The 21,046-nt window shown below is 66.9% G+C and carries 21 protein-coding genes; 9 read left to right on the forward strand and 12 right to left on the reverse strand.

The annotated features are described in order from the left end of the window. Positions 1-61 precede the first annotated feature (61 nt). The 4 genes from AC06FE_RS00495 to AC06FE_RS00510 all read left to right on the forward strand — a co-directional run bounded on the left by AC06FE_RS00495 (position 62) and on the right by AC06FE_RS00510 (position 3,991). Positions 62-706, forward strand: coding sequence for a trimeric intracellular cation channel family protein (locus tag AC06FE_RS00495; protein ID WP_132864185.1), 645 nt, complete (start codon positions 62-64; stop codon positions 704-706). Between the two features lie 74 nt (positions 707-780). After that, positions 781-1,098, forward strand: coding sequence for a BON domain-containing protein (locus AC06FE_RS00500; RefSeq protein WP_478071949.1), 318 nt, complete (start codon positions 781-783; stop codon positions 1,096-1,098). Between the two features lie 50 nt (positions 1,099-1,148). Then, positions 1,149-3,020 carry an ABC transporter ATP-binding protein gene (locus tag AC06FE_RS00505; protein ID WP_478071950.1) on the forward strand — a complete coding sequence of 624 codons (1,872 nt, stop codon included), beginning with the start codon at positions 1,149-1,151 and terminating at the stop codon, positions 3,018-3,020. A 188-nt stretch (positions 3,021-3,208) separates the two neighbouring features. Continuing rightward, on the forward strand, positions 3,209-3,991 hold the full coding sequence (locus AC06FE_RS00510; RefSeq protein ID WP_132864188.1) for a ferredoxin--NADP reductase: 783 nt from the start codon (positions 3,209-3,211) through the stop codon (positions 3,989-3,991). A gap of 76 nt (positions 3,992-4,067) precedes the next feature. On the opposite strand, the gene AC06FE_RS00515 is transcribed toward AC06FE_RS00510, so the two are convergent. Next, entirely contained in the window at positions 4,068-4,550 is a 483-nt protein-coding gene (locus AC06FE_RS00515; protein WP_323439577.1) for a glutathione peroxidase, read from the reverse strand. A gap of 153 nt (positions 4,551-4,703) precedes the next feature. Between AC06FE_RS00515 and AC06FE_RS00520 the strand changes: the two genes are divergently transcribed. Further along, complete coding sequence (locus AC06FE_RS00520; protein WP_478071951.1) at positions 4,704-6,875, forward strand: M3 family metallopeptidase; 2,172 nt, start codon at positions 4,704-4,706, stop codon at positions 6,873-6,875. Positions 6,876-7,129: 254 nt separating this feature from the next. Here AC06FE_RS00520 and AC06FE_RS00525 read toward each other — a convergent pair whose 3' ends face one another. The 7 genes from AC06FE_RS00525 to AC06FE_RS00555 form a co-directional block, all read right to left on the reverse strand. Beyond that, on the reverse strand, positions 7,130-8,131 hold the full coding sequence (locus tag AC06FE_RS00525) for an HlyD family secretion protein (RefSeq protein WP_478071952.1): 1,002 nt from the start codon (positions 8,129-8,131) through the stop codon (positions 7,130-7,132). Between the two features lie 10 nt (positions 8,132-8,141). Further along, the gene (locus AC06FE_RS00530; RefSeq protein ID WP_478071953.1) at positions 8,142-8,339 is read right to left on the reverse strand and encodes a DUF1656 domain-containing protein; all 198 of its coding nucleotides are present in this window, start codon (positions 8,337-8,339) and stop codon (positions 8,142-8,144) included. Further along, positions 8,329-10,479, reverse strand: a complete 2,151-nt coding sequence (locus AC06FE_RS00535; protein WP_478071954.1) for an FUSC family protein — start codon at positions 10,477-10,479, stop codon at positions 8,329-8,331. Before AC06FE_RS00535 ends, AC06FE_RS00530 begins: the two co-directional genes overlap by 11 nt. Positions 10,480-10,486: 7 nt before the next feature. Next, complete coding sequence (locus tag AC06FE_RS00540) at positions 10,487-10,981, reverse strand: MarR family winged helix-turn-helix transcriptional regulator (RefSeq protein ID WP_192288424.1); 495 nt, start codon at positions 10,979-10,981, stop codon at positions 10,487-10,489. A gap of 226 nt (positions 10,982-11,207) precedes the next feature. Beyond that, positions 11,208-12,323 (reverse strand): cyclopropane fatty acyl phospholipid synthase, encoded by a 1,116-nt coding sequence (gene cfa, locus AC06FE_RS00545; RefSeq protein ID WP_478071955.1) that lies wholly within the window; start codon positions 12,321-12,323, stop codon positions 11,208-11,210. Between the two features lie 17 nt (positions 12,324-12,340). Then, a complete protein-coding gene (locus AC06FE_RS00550; protein WP_313250910.1) occupies positions 12,341-13,171 on the reverse strand; it encodes a DUF3298 and DUF4163 domain-containing protein in 831 nt (276 codons plus the stop codon). A gap of 57 nt (positions 13,172-13,228) precedes the next feature. Beyond that, positions 13,229-13,522, reverse strand: coding sequence for a GNAT family N-acetyltransferase (locus tag AC06FE_RS00555; RefSeq protein ID WP_132864197.1), 294 nt, complete (start codon positions 13,520-13,522; stop codon positions 13,229-13,231). A gap of 204 nt (positions 13,523-13,726) precedes the next feature. Here AC06FE_RS00555 and AC06FE_RS00560 point away from each other — a divergent pair, with 204 nt between their 5' ends. After that, positions 13,727-13,885, forward strand: a complete 159-nt coding sequence (locus AC06FE_RS00560) for a hypothetical protein (protein ID WP_165931161.1) — start codon at positions 13,727-13,729, stop codon at positions 13,883-13,885. Between the two features lie 125 nt (positions 13,886-14,010). On the opposite strand, the gene AC06FE_RS00565 is transcribed toward AC06FE_RS00560, so the two are convergent. Continuing rightward, positions 14,011-14,631, reverse strand: a complete 621-nt coding sequence (locus AC06FE_RS00565; protein WP_192288422.1) for a rhomboid family intramembrane serine protease — start codon at positions 14,629-14,631, stop codon at positions 14,011-14,013. Between the two features lie 17 nt (positions 14,632-14,648). Beyond that, positions 14,649-16,220, reverse strand: a complete 1,572-nt coding sequence (locus AC06FE_RS00570) for a POT-type proton-dependent oligopeptide transporter (protein WP_478071956.1) — start codon at positions 16,218-16,220, stop codon at positions 14,649-14,651. 181 nt (positions 16,221-16,401) lie between these two features. Between AC06FE_RS00570 and AC06FE_RS00575 the strand changes: the two genes are divergently transcribed. After that, positions 16,402-17,208, forward strand: a complete 807-nt coding sequence (locus tag AC06FE_RS00575; protein ID WP_313251826.1) for an endonuclease/exonuclease/phosphatase family protein — start codon at positions 16,402-16,404, stop codon at positions 17,206-17,208. Between the two features lie 86 nt (positions 17,209-17,294). Here AC06FE_RS00575 and AC06FE_RS00580 read toward each other — a convergent pair whose 3' ends face one another. Next, on the reverse strand, positions 17,295-17,906 hold the full coding sequence (locus tag AC06FE_RS00580; protein ID WP_132864200.1) for a superoxide dismutase: 612 nt from the start codon (positions 17,904-17,906) through the stop codon (positions 17,295-17,297). Between the two features lie 261 nt (positions 17,907-18,167). Here AC06FE_RS00580 and AC06FE_RS00585 point away from each other — a divergent pair, with 261 nt between their 5' ends. Together AC06FE_RS00585 and AC06FE_RS00590 are read left to right on the forward strand one after the other, a co-directional pair. Continuing rightward, complete coding sequence (locus tag AC06FE_RS00585; RefSeq protein WP_313250917.1) at positions 18,168-18,635, forward strand: guanyl-specific ribonuclease; 468 nt, start codon at positions 18,168-18,170, stop codon at positions 18,633-18,635. Further along, positions 18,632-19,066, forward strand: a complete 435-nt coding sequence (locus AC06FE_RS00590) for a barstar family protein (RefSeq protein WP_132864202.1) — start codon at positions 18,632-18,634, stop codon at positions 19,064-19,066. The genes AC06FE_RS00585 and AC06FE_RS00590 overlap by 4 nt, the downstream gene beginning before the upstream one ends. 76 nt (positions 19,067-19,142) lie before the next feature. On the opposite strand, the gene AC06FE_RS00595 is transcribed toward AC06FE_RS00590, so the two are convergent. Further along, a complete protein-coding gene (locus tag AC06FE_RS00595; protein WP_478071957.1) occupies positions 19,143-21,032 on the reverse strand; it encodes an ATP-binding cassette domain-containing protein in 1,890 nt (629 codons plus the stop codon). Positions 21,033-21,046 lie beyond the last annotated feature (14 nt).

Consider the following 21,046-nt stretch of genomic DNA (forward strand, 5'->3'; position numbering starts at 1 on the left):
ACCCGGCCAGCGTCGCCTGGTCCGATGGCCGGTTCCCGTGCCAGACCGCACAATACGCGGCATGGGAACCCTCGTCCTGATCCTCGACCTCATCGGCACCTTCGTCTTCGCCCTGTCCGGGGCGACGATGGGGGTGCGCCGGCGGCTGGATATCTTCGGCGTACTGGTGCTGTCCTTCGCCGCCGCACTGGCCGGCGGCATCACCCGTGACCTGCTGATCGGCGCCACTCCGGTGGCGGCGATCAGTGACTGGCGCTACCCGGCCATCACCTTGGCCGCAGGCGTGGTGACGTTCTTCTGGGCACCGCTGATCGAGCGCCTGCAGTACCCGGTGCGCATGTTCGATGCGATGGGCCTGGCCCTGTTCGCGGTGGCCGGCACGCAGAAGGCGCTGGCGTTCGGCATCGCTCCGCCGATGGCCGCCGCGTTGGGCATGTTGACCGGCATCGGCGGCGGCATCGCCCGCGACGTACTGCTGGCGCAGGTGCCGCTGGTGCTGCAGGCCGAGCTGTACGCGGTGGCCGCGTTGGCCGGCGCGGCGGTGGTGGCCGTGGGCTACTGGCTGGGCCTGCCGCCCCTGCCCTGCGCACTAGCCGGCGCCGCGCTGTGCTTCGGGCTGCGCATGATGGCCATGCATTTCGGCTGGCACCTGCCGGTGGCGCTGCAGTCCTCCGATCCGCCGCCGCCGGAAGGCCCGCGCCGCTGAGCCTGCCGAGGGGGAAGTAACGACATGCTCACGCCGCTTGCGCCATGTTGGGGCTTCTTTTGCAGGAGACGACCATGGCAGCACAACGTTCCGACACCCTGATTGGCGATGACGTGGTCCGCAGCCTCGGCCAGCAGGGCCAGTCCTCGCAGGTCCTGGTGCAGGTCAAGGATGGGCAGGTCACGCTGTCCGGTGACGTCCCCAGCACCGCCGCCAGACAGCAGGTCGAACAGCTGGTGGCTGGCATTGATGGCGTGCGCGGCGTGCACAACCACCTCAATGTCGACACCGGCACCCGCTCGTTCGGTGAGCGCGGCCAGGCCGTGCGCGACAACCCCGATGGCCGCGACGACGCACAGATGGGCGACATCGACCTCGGCAAGGACGGCTGAACGCAGCGGTACGCGGTAACCTGAAGCGGCCCCCGTCCGCCTGAGCCGCCATGCCGCATCCCGCTTCCGCACCGAACAACGCCTCGGGCAAGCAACCCAGTTTCCGTGAGCGCATGGACGCCATGCGCAACCTGCCGCCGTTCCTGCGGCAGGTCTGGCAGACCAGCCGCTGGTTGACCCTCACCAGCCTGGGCCTGCGCCTGATCCGCGCGCTGATGCCGGTGGCGATGCTGTACGTGGGCAAGCTGATCATCGACGAGGCCGTGCGCCTGGCCGGTGCCGGCGCGATGCCACCGCTGGGCGAGGCGCTGGCCAGCGGCCACCTCAACACCCTGCTGGAACTGCTGCTGCTCGAACTGGGCATCGCCATCGGCTCGGACCTGCTCGGCCGGCTGGTCAATTACGCCGATTCATTGCTGTCGGAGCTGTTCACCAACGCGACCAGCGTGCGCCTGATGGAGCATGCCGCCGAGCTGGACCTGGAGGACTTCGAGGACCCGGACCTGCAGGACAAGCTCGACCGCGCCCGGCGCCAGACCATGGGCCGGATGAGCCTGATGGCGCAGCTGTTCGGGCAGGCGCAGGACATGATCACCGTGATCAGCTTCGCCGCCGGGCTGGTGATGTACGCGCCGTGGCTGATGCTGCTGCTGGCGGTGGCGCTGGTGCCGGCCTTCATCGGCGAATCGCACTTCAACACGCTGGGCTATTCGCTCAATTTCAGCTGGACGCCGGAGCGGCGCCAGCTTGACTACCTGCGCCAGGTCGGCGCCAGCGTCGAGACCGCCAAGGAGGTGAAAATATTCAACCTCCACCGCTTCCTGATCGACCGCTACAAGCTGCTGGCCGAACGCTTCTACCGCGCCAACCGCGCCTTGGCACGCAAGCGTGCGGTGTGGGGCACGCTGTTGGCCGCGCTCGGCACGCTGGGCTACTACGCCGCCTATGCCTACATCGCCTGGCGCACCATCCGTGGCGAGTTCAGCATCGGCGACCTGACCTTCCTGTCGGGCAGCTTCATGCGCCTGCGCCAACTGCTCGAAGGCCTGCTCAGCGGCTTCTCGCAGGTGGCCAGCCAGGCCTTGTACCTGGACGACCTGTTCTCGTTCTTCGCGATCAAGCCCGAGATCCATTCCACCCCGGATGCCATCGCCATCCCGCGTCCCATCCGCGAGGGCTTCGTGTTCGAGAACGTCGGCTTCCGCTACCCCGATGCCGAACGCTGGGCGGTGCGTCACCTCGACTTCCAGTTGCGTGCGGGCGAAGTGATCGCGCTGGTCGGCGAGAACGGCGCCGGCAAGACCACGCTGGTCAAGCTGCTGGCACGGCTGTACGACCCGGACGAAGGCCGCATCCTGCTCGATGGCCGCGACCTGCGCGACTACGACCTGGACGACCTGCGCGCCAACATGGGCGTGATCTTCCAGGACTTCGTGCGCTACCACCTGTCGGCCGGGGAGAACATCGGCGTCGGGCTGGTCGAAGCCATGGACGACCAGGCCCGCATCCGCGATGCGGCCCATCGCGCGTTGGCCGACGAGGTGATCGAAGGCCTGCCCAATGGCTACGCACAGTTGATCGGCCGCCGCTTCAAGACCGGCGTGGACTTGTCCGGCGGCCAGTGGCAGAAGATCGCCATCGCCCGCGCCTACATGCGCGATGCGCAGGTGATGATCCTCGACGAGCCCACCGCCGCGTTGGACGCACGCGCCGAGTTCGAGGTGTTCCAGCGCTTCAAGGAATTGTCGGACAACCGCACCGCCGTGCTGATCTCGCACCGCTTCTCCTCGGTTCGCATGGCCGACCGCATCCTGGTGCTGGCCGACGGCCGCATCGAGGCCAGCGGCACCCACGCGCAGTTGATGACCGAAGGTGGCCGCTACGCCGAGCTGTTCGAGCTGCAGGCGGCGGGTTACCGCTGAGCCGGGAAGCCAGCGGAGGGTGCCGAGCCATGCCCCCTCCCCGACCCGTCCCTTGCCTGCGGAAAAGGGAGGGCGCCGAACCGCTTCTCCGGCGATGGGACCGGGCGAATCTCCCTCAAATGCGATTCATTCCCATTTGGGTCAATTCGGCTAGAATAGCCGCGACACTCCAAATCCGAACCACAGCAATGTCTTCCGCTTTTGGCGCCGAAACGGTGCTCGAGGTCCGTCACTGGACGGACGCCTACTTCAGTTTCTCCACCACCCGCGACAGCGGCTTCCGCTTCGACAACGGCCAGTTCGTGATGATCGGCCTGGAAAACGAAGGCGCCCGCCCGCTGATGCGCGCCTATTCCATCGCCAGCGCCAACTGGGAAGAGCAGCTGCACTTCTTCAGCATCAAGGTGCAGGACGGCCCGCTGACCTCGCGCCTGCAGCACCTGAAGGTGGGCGACAAGGTCCTGGTCGGCAAGAAGCCCACCGGCACCCTGCTGATCAGCGACCTGCACCCGGGCAAGCACCTGTACCTGCTGGGCACCGGTACCGGCCTGGCGCCCTGGCTGAGCATCGTCAAGGACCCGGAAACCTACGAGCGCTTCGAGAAGGTCATCGTCTGCCACGGCGTGCGCTTCGAGAAAGACCTGGCCTACCGCGACTACTTCGAGAAGGAACTGCCGCAGGACGAGATCCTGGGCGACATCGTCCGCGACAAGCTGCTGTACTACCCGGCGGTCACCCGCGAGCCGTTCCCCAACCAGGGCCGGTTGACCACGCTGATGGAAACCGGGCAGATGCAGCAACGCCTGGGCCTGCCGACGCTGGACCCGGCCAACGACCGCTTCATGATCTGCGGCAGCCCGCAGATGCTGGCCGACCTGCGCAGCGTGCTCGACGCACGCGGCTTTGAAGTCTCCACCCGCATCGGCACGCCGGGGCACTACGTGTTCGAGCGTGCCTTCGTCGAGAAGTAAGCCAGGCAAGCACCCGGCGTGACCACTTGCAACGGCTGGGTCCTGCGGGGATCCAGCCGTTGTCGTATCCGGCGGCTCAGCCCAGTGCCGCGCGGATATCCGCTTCCAGCGATTCCGGGCGCGCGGTCGGCGCGTAGCGGGCAAGTACCTGCCCGTCGCGGCCAACCAGGAACTTGCTGAAGTTCCACTTGATCGCACCGATGCCCAGCGCCCCGCGCTTTTGCCGTTGCAGCCAGTGCCAGAGCGGATGGGCCTCCGGGCCGTTGACCTTGATCTTGCCCGACATCGGGAAGCTCACCCCGTAATTGAGCGCACAGAAGCTGGCGATCTCACCGGCTTCGCCCGGCTCCTGGTGGCCGAACTGGTCGCAGGGGAAGCCGATCACCACCAGGCCCTGCGGCCCCAGCTCACGCCACAGGCGCTCCAGCCCTTCGTACTGCGGCGTGAATCCGCATTTGGAAGCGGTGTTGACCAGCAGCAGCACCTTGCCGCGGAATCCGTCGAGCGCCAGCGGCTGCCCATCCAGCGCCGTGGTCTGGAAATCGTATGCACTGGTCATGGCTGCACCTCCGGAATGAGCCTGCAAGCCTACGTCATCGCGGTCTCATCGGCGGCCAACATGCGCCAACGGCGTCGCCCATGCCGTTCGGCACACCCCCTGCCCTGCGCCCCGGGTTACCCTTTCCGATCAGTCTTATCCGGAGTTTCCGACTTGAATACCCGCCTTGCCCTTGCCCTTGCCGCGACCCTGGGCCTTGCCCTGCCGGCCTACAGCGTGACTGCCCACGCCGCCACCGCCCAGACCGCCCAGCAGGCCAACCCGTTCTTCGCCGAAAGCACGCTGCCGCTGCATTACCCGCAGTTCGACAAGATCAAGGACAGCGACTTCGCCCCGGCATTCGACGCAGGCATGGCCCAGCAGCTGAAGGAAGTGGAGGCGATCGCCAACAACCCGGCCGCACCGACCTTCGACAACACCCTGATCGCGCTGGAAAACAGCGGCGCCATCCTGGACCGCGCCACCACCGTGTTCTTCGCGCTGATCGGCGCGGACACCAACGACGCGCGCAAGAAGCTGCAGGCGGACTACTCGGCCCGGTTCGCCGCCCACAGCGATGCCATCAACCTCAATGGCAAGCTGTTCAGCCGCATCGAGACCCTCTACAACGACCGCGCCAAACTGGGCCTGGATGCCGAGGGCCTGCGCCTGGTCGAGAAGTACTACGACAACTTCGTCCGCGCCGGCGCCAAGCTGTCCGACGCCGACAAGGCCAAGCTCAAGGACATGAACGCCGAGCTGGCCAACCTGGGCACCCGCTTCAGCCAGAACGTGCTGGCCGAGGTCAACGCGTCCTACATCGTCGTCGATGACGTCACCCAGCTCGATGGCCTGTCCGCCGAGCAGGTCGCTGCCGCCGCCGAAGCCGCCAAGGCCCGCAAGTTGGACGGCAAGTACGTCATCGCCCTGCTCAACACCACCGGCCAGCCGGCGCTGACCAACCTGACCAACCGCGCGCTGCGCCAGCGCATCTACGAAGCCTCGGTGTCGCGCGGCAGCAAGGGGGGCGAGTACGACAACACCGCGCTGGTCTCGCGCATCATGACCATCCGCGCCGAGAAGGCCGCGCTGATGGGCTTCCCGAACTTCGCCGCCTACTCGCTGGGCAACCAGACCGCCAAGACCCCGGAAGCGGTCAATGCCATGCTCGGCCAGCTGGCCCCGGCCGCGGTGGCCAATGCCAAGCGCGAGGCCGGCGACCTGCAGGCCATGATCGACGCCGAGCAGAAGGCCGCCGGCAAGCCGACCTTCGAACTGCAGCCCTGGGACTGGGCCTTCTACAGCGAGAAGGTGCGCCAGGCCAAGTACGACTTCGACGAATCCCAGCTCAAGCCGTTCTTCGAGCTCAGGAGCGTGCTGGAAGACGGCGTGTTCTTCGCCGCCGGCAAGGAATTCGGCCTGACCTTCAAGCAGCGTACCGACCTGCCGGTCTACCACGACGACGTCACCGTCTACGACGTGTTCGACGCCGATGGCAGCCAGCTGGCGATCTTCATCTTCGACCCGTATGCGCGCGAGTCCAAGCGCGGTGGCGCCTGGATGAACTCCTACGTCTCGCAGTCGGCGCTGACCGGCGACAAGCCGGTGGTGGCCAACCACCTCAACATCCCCAAGCCGCCGGCAGGCAAGCCGACGCTGCTGACCTGGGACGAGGTGAACACCACCTTCCACGAGTTCGGCCACGCCCTGCACGGCATGTTCTCCAACGTGAAGTATCCGTACTTCTCGGGCACCGCCGTGCCGCGTGACTTCGTCGAGTTCCCGTCGCAGGTCAACGAGATGTGGGCCGACGAGCCGACCATCCTGGCCAACTACGCCAAGCACTACCAGAACGGTTCGGCGATGCCGCAGGCGCTGCTGGACAAAGTGATCGCCGCGTCCAAGTTCAACCAGGGCTTTGCCACCACCGAGTACCTGGGCGCGGCGATGCTGGACCAGCGCTGGCACCAGATCGGCGTCAGCGACGTGCCGGCACCGCAGGACGTGATGAAGTTCGAGCATGAAGCGCTGGTCAAGGACGGCATCTACTACGCGCCGGTCCCGCCGCGTTACAAGACCCCGTACTTCAGCCACATCATGGGCGGTTACTCGGCCGGCTACTACGCCTACATCTGGTCCGAGGTGCTGGACGCCAACACCCAGAAGTGGTTCCGCGAGCACGGCGGCCTGTCGCGCGCCAACGGCGACCATTTCCGCCAAACCCTGCTGTCCAAGGGTGGCAGCGTGGATGCGATGGAGCTGTTCCGCAACTTCGCCGGCCACGAGCCGCAGATCGAGCCGCTGCTGGAGAAGCGTGGCCTGACCTCGGGGTCGACCGCGAAGTAAGCTTCACCGCGCATGCAAAGCGAAACGCCCGGCACTGCCGGGCGTTTCTTCATCTGGTGCTGGAGCAAAGCGCCCTCATCCGCCCTGCGGGCACCTTCTCCCGCAGGCGGGAGAAGGGAGAGTCATCGGCTTCGATCCTTGGCGGCGCCCGTACCCGTGACGGCTTGCGGAGAGTCGAGCAGCTGCCTTCTCTCGTGCGCGGGAGAAGGTGCCCGCAGGGCGGATGAGGGCCGTCGGCGCGCAACGCGGCCGCCTCAGCCCCTCGCCTCCACCACCACCGTCGCCGTCATGCCGTTGGCCAGCACGATGCCATCATGCACCGTGCCCGCGTCCAGCCGGATCCGCACCGGGATGCGCTGTGCCAGGCGTACCCAGTTGTAGGTCGGGTTGACGTTGGCCAGCAGGTCGGTGCCGGTCGGACTGTCTGCATCGGTGATGCCATGCGCGATGCTCTCGATGTGGCCATGCAGGGTCTGCCCGCTCATCAGCTCGATCTTCGCGCCGTCGCCGACATGCAGCTGCGAGAGCTTGGTCTCCTCGAAGTACCCGTACACCCAGAACGAATCGGTATCGATCAGCGCCAGGCGCGCGGCGCCGGCACTGGCGTAATCGCCCTGGCGGACCTCCAGGTTGGTGACGTAGCCGTCCACCGGCGCACGCACCTGGGTGCGCTCCAGGTTCAGCTCGGCGGTCGCCAGCGCGGCCTGGGCCTGCTCCACCGCCGCCAGGGCCTGCTGCTGGGCCGCACTGGCCTGCTGCCGGCTGGCCTGCGCCTGCGCGACCCCGGCACGGGCGGCCTGCGCGGCACTGCGTGCATCGCTGCGCGATTCCTCGGAGATCAGGCTGCCGGCAATGCGCTCACGACGCTGGTACTGCAGCTCGTAGCGGGCCGCGTTGGCGCTCTGCTGCGCGGCACCGGCCGAAGCGGCCTGGATGCTGGCACCGGCGGCACGCGCGGCGGCCTGCGCCGCGGCCAGGTTGCCGCGCGCCTGTGCAAGCGCATTGCGGTAGCGTTCCTCGTCGATGGTGAACAGCACATCGCCGCGCTTGACCTGCTGGTTGTCCTGCACGGACACGCCGGTCACCGGCCCGGAGACGTCCGCTGCCACGCGCACCACTTCCGCACGCAGGCGGCCCTCGCGGGTCCACGGCGAGTACATGTAATGACGCCACATCGCGATGGCGATCAGGGCCGCGATCACGACGACCACGGTGGTAAGGGAGAAACGAAGCAGGGATTGGGTCTTGGGAGTCATTGGGGGAATCTCAGAACAGCAACAGGCCTAGGCCACCAAACAGGCAGGTGAACACCGCGATGCGGAACAACGAGGGGTGCCACACGTAGCGATACCAGCCGCGCCGCCCGGCCACTGCATCCAGCACCCACAGCAGGGCGCAGACCACGCAGAACAACACCAGCAGGCCGGGGAACAGGCTGCCGCCGAAGGCGATTTCAATGGGCACGGGGCAGTTCCTCCAGGGTGGGGTCGGTTGCAACGATGTAGGTCGCCATCACCGAGTGGTCATCGACCATCGCCAGGCGCACCAGCCGCAGGTGCCGCAGCACCTGCCGCGCCACGCCACGCTGGCCGGCTTCTTCACGCGCGGCATCACTGGCCTGGCGCAGTTGCCGATCGGCGCGCCACCAGGCATGACGGGACGGCTGCTGGAAGAAGTCCGCCAGCGCCGCCACCGCCGCATCAACCTGCTGGTGCAACGGGCCGGACAGGGGCTCGCGCGCGACGTCATGGCGCAGGTGGATCAGCGCGCGACCGGTCTCGTTGACCGCCAGCGCCCAGGCCAGCAGCCGCCGCGAGTCCTCGCTGCCGGGCGTGGTGTGCACCACGATCTGGTGCACCAGGTCACTGTTCATGCTCTCGAACCGATGCCGCAGCCCCGGCAGTGGCCCTTGCGCGGCCAGGCGCACCTGCGCCCGCAATGCCGCCATCTGTCGCCGCCGCAACCACGATGAACCTGCCACCGAGGGCAGCAGCATGAAGCTCACCAGCGCCGCCGCCAGCGCGGTCAGCTGCGACAGGCTGTCGTTGAAGAAGTGCTGCGGGTCGAACACCATCGGGTTGGTCAACGCCAGGATATTGACGAAGCCCATCGCGTAGCCCAGGCCGAGCGCGGCCAGCTTGGGGCGGGTGGTCAGGTACGGGCCGACGATGAAGAACGGCAGGATGCCCGCCACCAGCAACGCATAGCCATCGAGCCGGGTCAGCACCTCGAACTCGCAGGCATAGCCGGCCACCAGGCCCAGCAGGTAGCCGCCGGACATCCTGACGGTCAGCCGTGCGGCGTTGGGCACCGTGGCGAACAAGCCGGAGAAGATCGTCGCCAACAGCATTGCGTTGGCGCCCATCGGCCAGCCGGTCGCGATCCAGAACGCACCCAGCAGCAGCATCGTCACCGTGGTGCGGATGAAGGCCAGCCCGGCGCCGGCATGGTCATTGCCGCGCACGAAGTGCACCTGCTCCACGCCGCCGGAGGCCACCACCCGGTCCAGCAGCTGCGCGCGGGCCTGCACATACGCTTCGAGCTCATGGGTGAAGCGCAGCAGCAGGCCGGTGCCCACCTCGAAGTCCTCGGCCTGGGCACGGTCAGCCAGCCCCTCGCGCAGCCGTGCGGCGCGCTCGGGCAAGGCCTGGTGCACCGCGTGGATGCGCGTGGCCAAGGCCTCCGGTGCCAGCGAAGCCGCCGACTGCAGCGCGTTGCCCAATGGCTGGTACAGGGCCACCAACGACTGCGCCGCATCGGTGTTGTCCATCCGCATCAGCCGGTTGATCAGGTGGTGCAGGGACTGGAAGCTGGTCGAGGCCGCCATGAAGCGCTGGTTGAACTGCTGGATGTGCAGGCTGCGCGCGCGCGCCTCCGGGTCTTCGAAGATCACCGAACTGCGCAGGTCTTCCAACGTCACCGCATCGCGCACCACGCGCAGGTGCGCCTGTTCCATGCGCTCACGCGGCAGCTCGCCCTGCACCGCCTCGCGCACGAACTCCAGGAAGTTGGCGTACTGCCCGCGGACCGCCGCGCGCAGGGTGTCGCGCAGACGCACCGGCAGCACGGTGTCGCTGATCACCGCGCTGACCACCAGGCCCAGCATCACCTCGCTGATCCGGGCCACCGCCGAATCGAACACCTGCCCCGGATGGGTGGAGATCACCGGCAGGGCGATGATCGCCGCGGTATAGCCGGCCAGCACGAAGGCGTATGACTTGAAGTTGCGGTGCAGCGTCGCACCGGCGGCGCAGGCACCGATCCACAGCGCCATCACCAGCAGGAACGGTTCGCGCTGTTGGGGGAACAGCGCCACGATCGCCAACGCGGCGGCGGCGCCGACCAGCGTGCCGAGCACGCGGTAGAAGCCCTTGGCCAGCACCATGCCGCTCTGCCGGTGCATGACGATGATGGTGGTCATCATCGCCGTCCCCGGTTGCGGCAGGCCCATGCGCATGGCCAGCCAACCGGTGATGAAGAACGACAACGCCACGCGCAGCACGAACAGCCAGGCGTCGGCTTCGCCTTTCAGGAAATCACCCAGGCCCGCGTACCACGGGGCGGCCCCGGTACTCGGCGTGGCGGAGGAAGGTACGGCGGACATTGCGACCTCAGATGGCGTCGATGCCGGCAAGCATCTTTTTCAGCAGTGCTTCCAACTGGTGCTGCTCGGCTTCGTTCAACCCTTCCACCTGCTGCAGCAGCAGGCCGGACATGGCCGGCAGCATGCGCTCCACGCAGGCCACGCCTTCGTGGGTCAGGCGCAGGTCCAGCTTGCGCCGGTCCTCCGGGTGCGGAATGCGCTCCAGCAGCCCCTTGCGGCACAGCAGGTCGGTCAGGCGGGTGATGTTGGCCGACTTCTCGGTGGCCGCGCCGGCCAGCTCGGACGGGCTGACCGGGCGGTCCGGCGTGCCGTACAGCATCATCAGCACGTTGTACTCGGCGTGGCAGAGGTCGAAGTCGCGCAGCACCGCGTTGGCGTGGTCATGGACCGACTTGTAGATGCCCTTGACCAGCCGGACCAGCACCGCCGGTTCGCGCGGGAAACCCGGCCACCGGTTGCAGGTGGCATCGATGCGGATTTCGGTGGGGTCGAAGCTGCTCATCGCCAGGAAAGGAGTCAGGACTGGCGAATATAATACACAAATGAAATATCAATGAGTGAATGAAATATCACGCCGGACAGCCAGCCCCGACCAGGAATCACCTCGAACGGCAGCGGCAGTTCCTGCTTATGTACACGAATGAACCGGGATCCGACACCATCCCTTGCCCCTTCACCGCGTCCCCCGCCGGCGCCGCCATCGGCGGCCGGCTGCCCCCAGCACACGCCTAGCGGACACCCACGTAGCCACCGGGCACGCCGCGCGGCGACAGCACCAGTTGCCACAACTGCGAATGCCGGGTGCGGAAGGTGGACATCGAACCGGCCAGGTAGAACCGCCACATCCGCCGGAAGCGCTCGTCGTAGCGCGGGTCCAGCACGTCCCAGGCCGCTTCCACGTTGTCGCGCCAGGCCTGCAGGGTCAGGTCGTAGTCGGTGCCGAAGTTGTGCCAGTCCTCCAGCACGAACAGCCCTTCCATCGCCGCGGTGATCTGCGCGGCCGAGGGCAGCATCGAGTTGGGGAAGATGTAGCGCGCGATCCACGGATCGGTGCGGTCGCGGCTGATGTTGGTGCCGATGCTGTGCAGCAGGAACAGGCCCTGCTCGCCGAGGCAGCGCCGGGCGGTCTCGAAGTAGGTGCGGTAGTTCTTGACCCCGACATGCTCGAACATGCCCACCGACAGGATCGCGTCGAAGGGCTCGTCCAGCTCGCGGTAGTCCTGCAGGCGGATCTCGACCGGCAGCCCGGCGCAGATCTCCCGGGCCAGCACCGCCTGTTCGTGCGAGATGGTCACCCCGACGCCCTGCACGCCATAGCGCTCGGCCGCGAACTTCAACGCCTCGCCCCAGCCACAGCCGATGTCGAGGATGCGCATGCCCGGTTGCAGCCGCAGCTTGCGGCAGATCAGGTCCAGCTTGGCCTCCTGGGCCGCATCCAGCGTATCGGCGTGGCGCCAGTAGCCGCAGCTGTAGACCAGACGCTTGCCCAGCATCGCCCGGTACAGGTCATTGCCCAGGTCGTAGTGGCGCTTGCCAACCTCGAAACTGCCCTGCCCGCTCTGCAGGTTGAACAGCTTGGCCTTGAGCGCGTCCCAGACCTCGCCGCTGCCGTGCACGCGCTCGTCCAGGCGCGCCTCCAGCAGGTGGGTCAGGAAGCCATCGAGCGAATGCGCGCGCCACCAGCCTTCCATGTAGCTCTCGCCCAGCCCGAGCGAGCCATCGGCCAACACCCGCGCGTAGAAGCGCGGGTCGAGGATGTCGATATCCTGCGCACGCGTCCCACCCGGGACCACGTCCGCCTCCTGCAGCAGTGCTTCGACGCGTCGTTGCAACCCTGCATCCATCGCTGGCCCTCCACGGTTTACGGCTGTGCGAACAACTCCCGGTAATCGGCGGCCACGTACGGCAGCAGGGCGGCAGCCGGCACGTCCACCGTCTGCGTGCCATCGGAATACGGCCCCACCTGGTACGGCGCGAACACGAAGCGCAGCGCACTGATGCGGCCGGAGGCGTCCATCACCGGCTGGAACTGGGCGAAGTTGGCCGCGTCCGGGGCGGTGCCCTCGTCGATCATCTTGGCCAGGTTGCGCACCTGGGCCTGCTGTTCCTCCGGCGACAGGTCCTCGCCCTGGGCACGAACGGTCGCCTGCTCCAGCAGCTTGTCCTCGGCGTAGTCGCTGATCGCTTTCCAGCCCTTGTCGCCGTCGATCAGGTCCTCGGCGCGCAGCAGCTTCTGCCGCTCGGGCAACCAGACAAAACGCGCCACCAGCGGCTGGCCATGGGCCCCACCGGTGTAGCTGCTGCCGTCGGCGGACACCGCGACGACCTTGCTGGTATCGGCCAACATGTCGAAGGCCAGCGACAGCTCATAGGGCGCGGTCGGCTTGTCGTTGCCCAGTTCGCCCACGGCCTTGAGCAGTTCGGCCTTGGCATGCTCGGCGTACTGCGTCAGTTCCTGCGCCAGGCCCGGGTACTTGGCCGCGGCGGGCGGGTAGCTGATGCCGATCACATAGCTCGGCGTGTTCTCGATGACGTCGCGCAGGTCGGCCGGTGCCGCACCCTGCTCGACCGGCGCAGCCGGCGTCTCCGGCGTTGCCGCTACCGGCGCCTGCGGCGCGTCCTCACGCTTGCATCCTGCCAATGCCAACAGCAGCACCGCTGCTGCATACGATCCCTGTGCAAACCTGTTCATGCCCTGTGCTTCCTCGAAGAGATGGCCGCCCGATCGGGCCTGGCCGCGCAGGGCCAATTATCCCAGCAGGTCCGTGTATTCGCCATGACGTTGCATGAAAGCGGCGGCATAGGCGCAGGCCGGCACCACCCTCCAGCCTTCGGCGCGTGCATGGTCCAGCGCATGCCGGGTCAGCGCGGCGGCGATGCCACGTCCACCGATGGCCTCCGGCACCCCGGTATGGGTGATGACCATGGTGTTGCCTTCCATCACGTAGTCCAGCTCGGCCAGATGGCCGTCCACCCGGGTTTCGAAGCGACGCGCGTGCGCGTCGTGCCGGATCGAAGCGCCGTCATTCCCCGTTGCTGCCATGTGCCTGCTCCTTTTTCCAGGTACCGGGTCGCAAAGTCAACGCAGCGTGATGACGCAAAGGCCTCCCGCGTCCGCCGCATTGCGTCACTTTCCGACATTCCCGCCCCCGGCGCGAGCCCGGGGGCGGCTCAATCCTGCCAGAAATGCTGGCATGACTCTTGCTCTGTACCTGGACAACGGACAGAACAGCACCAGGACAGCCCCATGTACGACAACGAACGCGCCATCCCGAGCAACGACCACGATGCCACCCTGCTGGAAGGCCTGTTCCAGCTCACGGTGACCGGCGACACCCACACCTGGGAGTTCGAGAAGATCGACAACGAGGTCTACACCCGCCTGCTGGCGACCTACGAAGCCTGAAGCCCCCGGGGCTGACGCCTGTCAGCCCGCACGAGCTACCGCCGCAGCCGTGCCTGGCGTGTTCCTTCCGCCAGGCCGCAGGTCCCCGGGGCAAGGCCCCGGCACCCGGAGCCCCCTTCCCTGCCTCAACGGCCGAAGCTGGGATTCATCAGCGCCTGCAGGAAGTGCTGCAGCAGGTCCGGCGACATCAACAGCATGAACATCACGCCATAGGCCGCACCGGCCAGGTGGGCGCTGTGGTTGACGTTGTCCCCGCCCTTCTTGTCCATCCAGATGCTGTAGCCCACGTAGAACACGGCATACAGCACGGCCGGGGCCGGGATGAAGAACACGAAGATCAGCGACCACGGCGACACCAGCACGAAGGCGAACAGCACCGCCGACACCGCGCCGGAGGCCCCCAGGCTCAGGTAGTTCGGGTTCTTCTGGTTCTTCAGGTAGCTGGGCAGGATCGATACCAGCAACGCCGACAGGTAGAACAGCGGGAACACCCACCACTGCCCGCTCAACCGCAGCATCAGCCCCTCGATCGCGCGACCGAAGAAGAACAGCGTGATCATGTTGAACAGCAGGTGGGTGAAATCGGCATGGATGAAGCCGTAGGTCAGCAACCGGTCGTACTGCTTGTGCCGGTCGATGGCCGGCGGCCACAGGATCAGCCGGTCCGCAAGCTTGCGGTTGTTGAACGCCATCCAGGACACCAGCACGGTGACGGCGATCAGGAACAAGGTGACGGGATAGTTCATGGGCGGTCAGGCTCGGCTCAGGCTGCGCGGTAGTTGTCGACGACCTTGTACCGGCGCGCGTACCAGCCAAAGGCCAACGCTGCCAGCAGGGCGAATCCGGCGAAGAAGAACATCTGGAAGGCGGTCACGCTCAGACCGGTGGTGGCGATGTTGGTGGTCACCGCATCATTGCGCACCGCGAAGTTGGCCAGCAGCACCCACAGGTTACCGACCGTGGTGGTCAGGTTCCAGAAACTCATCACCACGCCCTTCATCGATTGCGGGGCCTGGCTGTAGGCGAACTCCAGGCCGGTCGCCGAGACCAGCACCTCGCCGAAGGTCAGCAGCGCGTACGGCAGGATCTGCCAGACGATGGACATCGGCTCGCCGCCGTCCATCACCACCTGGATGCCACCGATCACGATCCAGGCCAGGCCGCTGAAGGCGATGCCGGCGGTCATGCGGCGCAGCGCGGTCGGCTCCCAGCCCAGCTTGGCCAGCAGCGGGTACAGCACCAGGTTGTTGAACGGGATCAGGATCATCACCAGCGCCGGGTTCAACGCCTGCATCTGCGAGGCGACGAACCAGGCCGGCTTGGTCATTTCCTCGCCCTGGATCACCCAGGTCGAGGCCTTCTGGTCGAACAGCGAATGGAACGGGGTGACCAGCGCGAAGATCACCAGCACCCGCAGCACGTTGCGCACGCCATTGACCGCCTCGTCCGGATGGATGCCACGGGCACGGTCCAGCTGCAGCCAGGCGCCGCCGCCGACACCGGCGATCACCAGCACCAGCGCGATGCAGGCGGCGATCACGAAGCCCAGCACCGGGGTCATCGCCAGCGAGACCACCGCGGCGACCAGGCCCAGCCCGGCCAGCACCAGGCCCGGCCGGCCGTGGCCGGCCTTGCGCGCGAACAACGCGGTGCGGATCACCTTGCCGAAGGAGTTCGGGTCATCGGCCATGTCCGGCTTGACCAGCACGTAGCGCTTGCGGCCCAGCCAGAACACGAAGGTGGCGATGAACATCAGCAGGCCCGGGATACCGAAGGCCACCGACGGCCCGAAGTTCTTCAGGAACAGCGGCATGCTGAGCGAGGCGAACAGCGAGCCGAAGTTGATGATCCAGTAGAAGGCGTCGAACACCTTCTTGGCCAGGTGCTTGTTGCTCTGGTCGAACTGGTCGCCGACGAACGAGGCCACCAGCGGCTTGATGCCGCCCGCGCCGAAGGCGATCAGGCCCAGGCCGGCGAAGAAGCCCATGCGGCTGTCCTCGAACACTGCCAGGAACGCATGGCCCAGGCAGTAGATCAGGCTGAAGGACAGGATGGTGTTGTACTTGCCGAAGAAGCGGTCGGCGACCCAGCCACCCAGCAGCGGGAAGAAATACACGCCGATCATGAAGGTGTGCATCAGGTCCTTGGCTTCCAGCGCGCGCGCATCCGCGTCCAGGATGTGCTGCAGCAGCGTGGAGGTGATCAGGAACTGGACCAGGATGTTGCGCATCCCATAGAAACTGAACCGCTCGCAGCCCTCATTGCCGATGATGTAGGGGATCTGGCGGGGCATGCGCCCCTTGGGCGTTGCGGCGGCGGGGTGGCTGGTCGTCATCTGGAGGCGATCCGTTGATACAAAGGTTGCAAGCGTAACGCATCGTGCTGGCATCGTGACCTGCCATGTGTACCGGCAGACCGCTTGATACCGCATGCAGAAGGGTCTGGAACTACGGATATGCACGAACCCTAGACGGCATTGGGAATACGATGGCGGCTCATCCATTCGAGCCGTGGCAATGCTGCGTTGGGGCTGTTTCGGGCTGTTGGTTCTCTCGTTCTCGGCGCTGGCCCAGCCAGTGGCGCCGGTCATCAAGGTTGCCAGCGTACGGCTGCCCCCGGTCAGCGAAGGCTGGATGGGCGAGCGCGAGCGCATCGCCAGCCTGCTGGCCGAGCTGCATCCGGACGTGATCGTGGTCCAGGACGTGCAGCAGAACAGCGAGACCAGCAACCCGGCCTGCTGGCTGGGCGGCAAGCTCCGCTACAGCTGTGACTTCATCTCCGCCGACCGCCCCAGCCAGGCCCAGCGCCGCGGCAATGCGGTATTGACCCGGCTGGCCACGCTGGAGGACGGGATCACCCTGCTGCATGGCGATGGCACCCCGGCCATCGCCGGCATGCAGCGCCTGCAGTTGCAGCGCGCTCGGCTGAACATCTACACCGCGCGGATGCGCCCGGCCGAGGACACGCCCATCGCGCGCGGCCACCAGGCCGCCGACCTGCGCACCTGGATGGACGCCACCGGCGAGGGCCTGCCGTCGCTGGTGGTGGGCGACTTCAGCGCGCCCACCGATGAGCTGGTACGGCAGTTGCCGGGCTTCCAGCCGGCCCGCCGCAACCCCTCGGCGCGCCGCAGCGAAGCCCGCCCCAGCGAGAACAACGAACACGGCATGGACGTGCTCTACCAGGTGCGCAGCTTCGCCGACATCAAGCAGCAGACCATCGTGCTGCCCCCCGGCGAGGCCGGCGCCGCCATGCCGATGGGTATGATGGCCACCCTGCGCATCACCCGCCCGTTCGACGACGCCGCCGTCGATACCCCCTGAAACGACGAAAGCCGGACCTTCCGGCCCGGCTTCCGCTGGATACTGACCGTGCCGGTGCGCCCCGAGGGCAACACCGGCGCCCGGCGTCAGGCGATGGCTTCCTGGTAACGACGCTCGACTTCGTTCCAGTCGACCACGTTGAAGAACGCGCCGATGTATTCCGGGCGACGGTTCTGGTACTTCAGGTAGTAGGCGTGTTCCCACACGTCCAGCGCCAGGATCGGGGTGTTGCCGTCCATCAGCGGGCTGTCCTGGTTGGCCGAGGACTCCACGACCACCTTCTTGTCCGGGGTCACGCTCAGCCAAGCCCAGCCGCTGCCGAAGCGGGTCAGCGCTGCCTTGGTGAAGGCTTCCTTGAACTTCTCGAAACCGCCCAACTGGGCATCGATGGCCTTGGCCACGTCACCGACCGGCTGGCCGCCCCCGTTGGGCGACATCACGGTCCAGAACAGCGAGTGGTTGGCATGGCCACCACCGTTGTTGCGGACCGGGCCCTGCAGGTTCTCCGGCAGCGACTTGGTCTTCTTGACCAGTTCCTCGACCGGCAGGTCGGCGTACTCGGTGCCTTCCAGCGCGGCGTTGACGTTGTTGATGTAGGTCTGGTGGTGCTTGCTGTGGTGGATCTCCATCGTGGCCGCGTCGATATGCGGTTCGAGGGCGTCGTAGGCGTAGGGCAGCTTGGGCAGGGTGTAGGCCATGAGGGATCTCCTTTAGATACCGGTTTTTGCGTCCGGCCGAAAAACCGGACAGTGCGGTATGAATGGTAGGGACGAACGGTCAACTTACCAAGGCCGGTGTAAAGGAAACTTTGTCCCGCCCTTGGGTCATGGATCACCTGCAAGCAACATGCGTCGCCATTGTTACCCCGGCGTGAAGTGGACCGACTGAACCTCCCGTTCAACAAACACGGCACGCTGGCGTGATAATCGTCGCCTGTTCCGCCAACGTCCTCTTCGCCCATGCGCAAGCCGTTACTGCTGGTTGTAGCCATCGTCCTTCTGATCGCAGGGCTGTGGGGAATGCGCGTGGTGCAGCAACCCGCACCGCCGCAGTTCGCGCCCTCGCTGACCCAGGAGGTAGCCGACCCGCCCGCTACCGCATCGCCTGTCCAGCGGACCAGCGCAGCGGCGGACCCATTGCCGGCCTTCCTGCCGGCCGAAGCACGCGCCACCATCGCGCTGATCCAGCGCGGCGGCCCGTATCCGCACCGGCAGGACGGCAGCGTGTTCGGCAACCGCGAACGCCAGCTGCCGCAGCGGCCGCGCGGTTACTACCGCGAGTACACCGTCGATACGCCGGGACTGGACCACCGTGGCGCCCGGCGCATCGTCACCGGCGGCACGCCGCCGGAGGTCTGGTACTACACCGAAGACCATTACGAAAGCTTCCGCAGCTTCAGCGTCCCCGCCACCGGAGTACGGCCATGAGCGACAGCGGTTTTGACATGGGGCTGGAAGACGTCAGCCAGGCCGGCGTCTACGGCGTCGGCGACGGCGACCTCGGTGGCCTGGCCGCGGCGGCCCGCGATGCCGGGCTGAAAGTACTGCGGGTGGACCTGGAAGGCTGCAGCGACAAGCGCACCCTGCTGATGCGGCTGGGTACCCAGCTGGACTTCCCGCCCGGCTGGAGCCGCAACTGGGATGCCCTGTCCGACGCGCTGCGCGACTTGTCCTGGCTGCCCGCCAACGGCTACGCGGTGCTGTTCAGCGAGGCCACCGACCTGCGCCGGGACAGCCCCGAGGACTTCAACACGTTGCTGGATGTGCTCTCGGAAACGGCGATCAGCTGGGCAGAGCAGAACGTGCCGTTCTGGGCATTCTTCGAGCTGCCCGACGCCGGCGTCCCTGCGGACGAATGAGCCCCGGCTTCGCCGCCAAGGCAGCTCCTGCACAGTGCAGGAGCGACCTCGGTCGCCAAACCCCCTGGCGCTCAGGTCACGCGTCCAGCTCTTCCCAGCGTGCGTAGGCCGCATCCAGCTCGGCCTGCACCTTGCCCAGCTTCTGCGTGTGCGCGGTGACCTCGGCGCTGGAACGGGTATAGAACGCCGGGTCGTTCATCGCGCTGGTCAGGCCTTCCACGTCCAGTTCCAACTGCTCGATCTTCGCCGGCAGCTGTTCCAGCTCACGCGCGTCCTTGAAGCTGAGCTTGCGCTTGGCCGGTGCCGCCTCGGCCGCCGGGACAGCCGGCTTGGCCGCCGGCGCGGTCGCCGAGGCCTTGGCCACCGCCATGCCACTCATGGCAGGCGCCGGGCGCTGGCGCAGCGAGTCGGTGTAGCCACCGATGTAGTCGCCCACCTTGCCCTCGCCTTCCAGCACCAGCGTGGAGGTGACCACGTTGTCCAGGAAGTCGCGGTCATGGCTGACCAGCAGCAGGGTGCCGGTGTAATCACCCAGCAGCTCTTCCAGCAGCTCCAGGGTTTCCACGTCCAGGTCGTTGGTCGGTTCGTCCATCACCAGCAGGTTGGACGGCTGCGCGAACAGCTTGGCCAGCAGCAGGCGGTTGCGCTCGCCGCCGGACAGGCGGGTGATCGGCGCGCGCGCACGCTCGGGGGTGAACAGGAAGTCCTGCAGGTAGGCATGCACGTGCTTGCGCTTGCCGTTGAGGTCGATGAAGTCCGCGCCTTCGGCCACGTTCTCGATCGCGCTCCAGTCCTCGCGCAGGGTGGCGCGGTACTGGTCGAAGTAGGCGATCTGCAGGTTGGTGCCCTGGCGCACTTCGCCGCTGTCCGGCTGCAGCTCGCCCAGCAGCAGTTTGAGCAAGGTGGTCTTGCCGCTGCCGTTGGGGCCGATCAGGCCGATGCGGTCACCGCGCAGGATGGTGGTCGAGAAGTCCTTGATCATCACCCGCTCACCGAACGCGAAGTTCACGTCCTTGATGTCGATGACCTTCTTGCCGGAGTTCTCCGCACCCGCGGCTTCGAGCTTGACGTTGCCCCCCAGCTCGCGGCGCTGGCTGCGCTCGTTGCGCATGGCCTTGAGCCGGCGCACGCGGCCTTCGTCGCGGGTACGACGGGCCTTGATGCCCTGCCGGATCCAGACCTCTTCCTGCGCCAACAGCTTGTCGAAGCGGGCGTTCTCCTGGGCCTGCGCGTTGAGGCGTTCCTCGCGGCGGCGCTCGTAGTTCTCCCAATCGCCCGGCCAGCTGGTGACCTGCCCGCGGTCGATCTCGACGATGCGGGTGGCCAACGCACGCAGGAAGCGGCGGTCGTGGGTGACGAACACCACGCAGCCGTTCCAGCCCTTGAGGAAGCCTTCCAGCCAGTCGATCGCCTCGATGTCCAGGTGGTTGGTCGGCTCGTCCAGCAGCAGCACGTCCGGACCGGCCACCAGCGCGCGCGCCAGCAGCACGCGGCGCTTCATGCCGCCGGACAGGCGCCCGAACTCGGCCTCGCCGTCCAGCTCCAGCTTGGTCAGGGTCTCGGCCACGCGCTGATCCAGGGCCCAGCCGTCGGCACCGTCGATCTTGGCCTGCACCTTGCCCATTGCATCACCGTCGAACACCTCGGCGTGGCTCAGGCGGTGGAACTCGGCCAGCCAGTGGCCCAGCTCGCCGAGCCCATCGGCGACCACGTCGAACACGCTGCCGGCCGCGCCGTGCGGCACTTCCTGCTCCAGGCGGGTGACGCGCACGCCCTGCTGGACGCGCACTTCGCCATCGTCCGGCTTCAGTTCGCCGGCCATCAGCTTCATCAGGGTGGATTTGCCGGCGCCGTTGCGACCGATCAGGGCGATGCGCTCACCCGGCTCGATCGACAGTTCGGCTTTTTCCAGCAACAACGGGCCGCCGACGCTGTAGTCGACGTTCTGCAGAGTAATCAAAGGCATCCGCACATTGTACG

The organism is Stenotrophomonas sp. Steno-C18 (assembly GCF_056393195.1).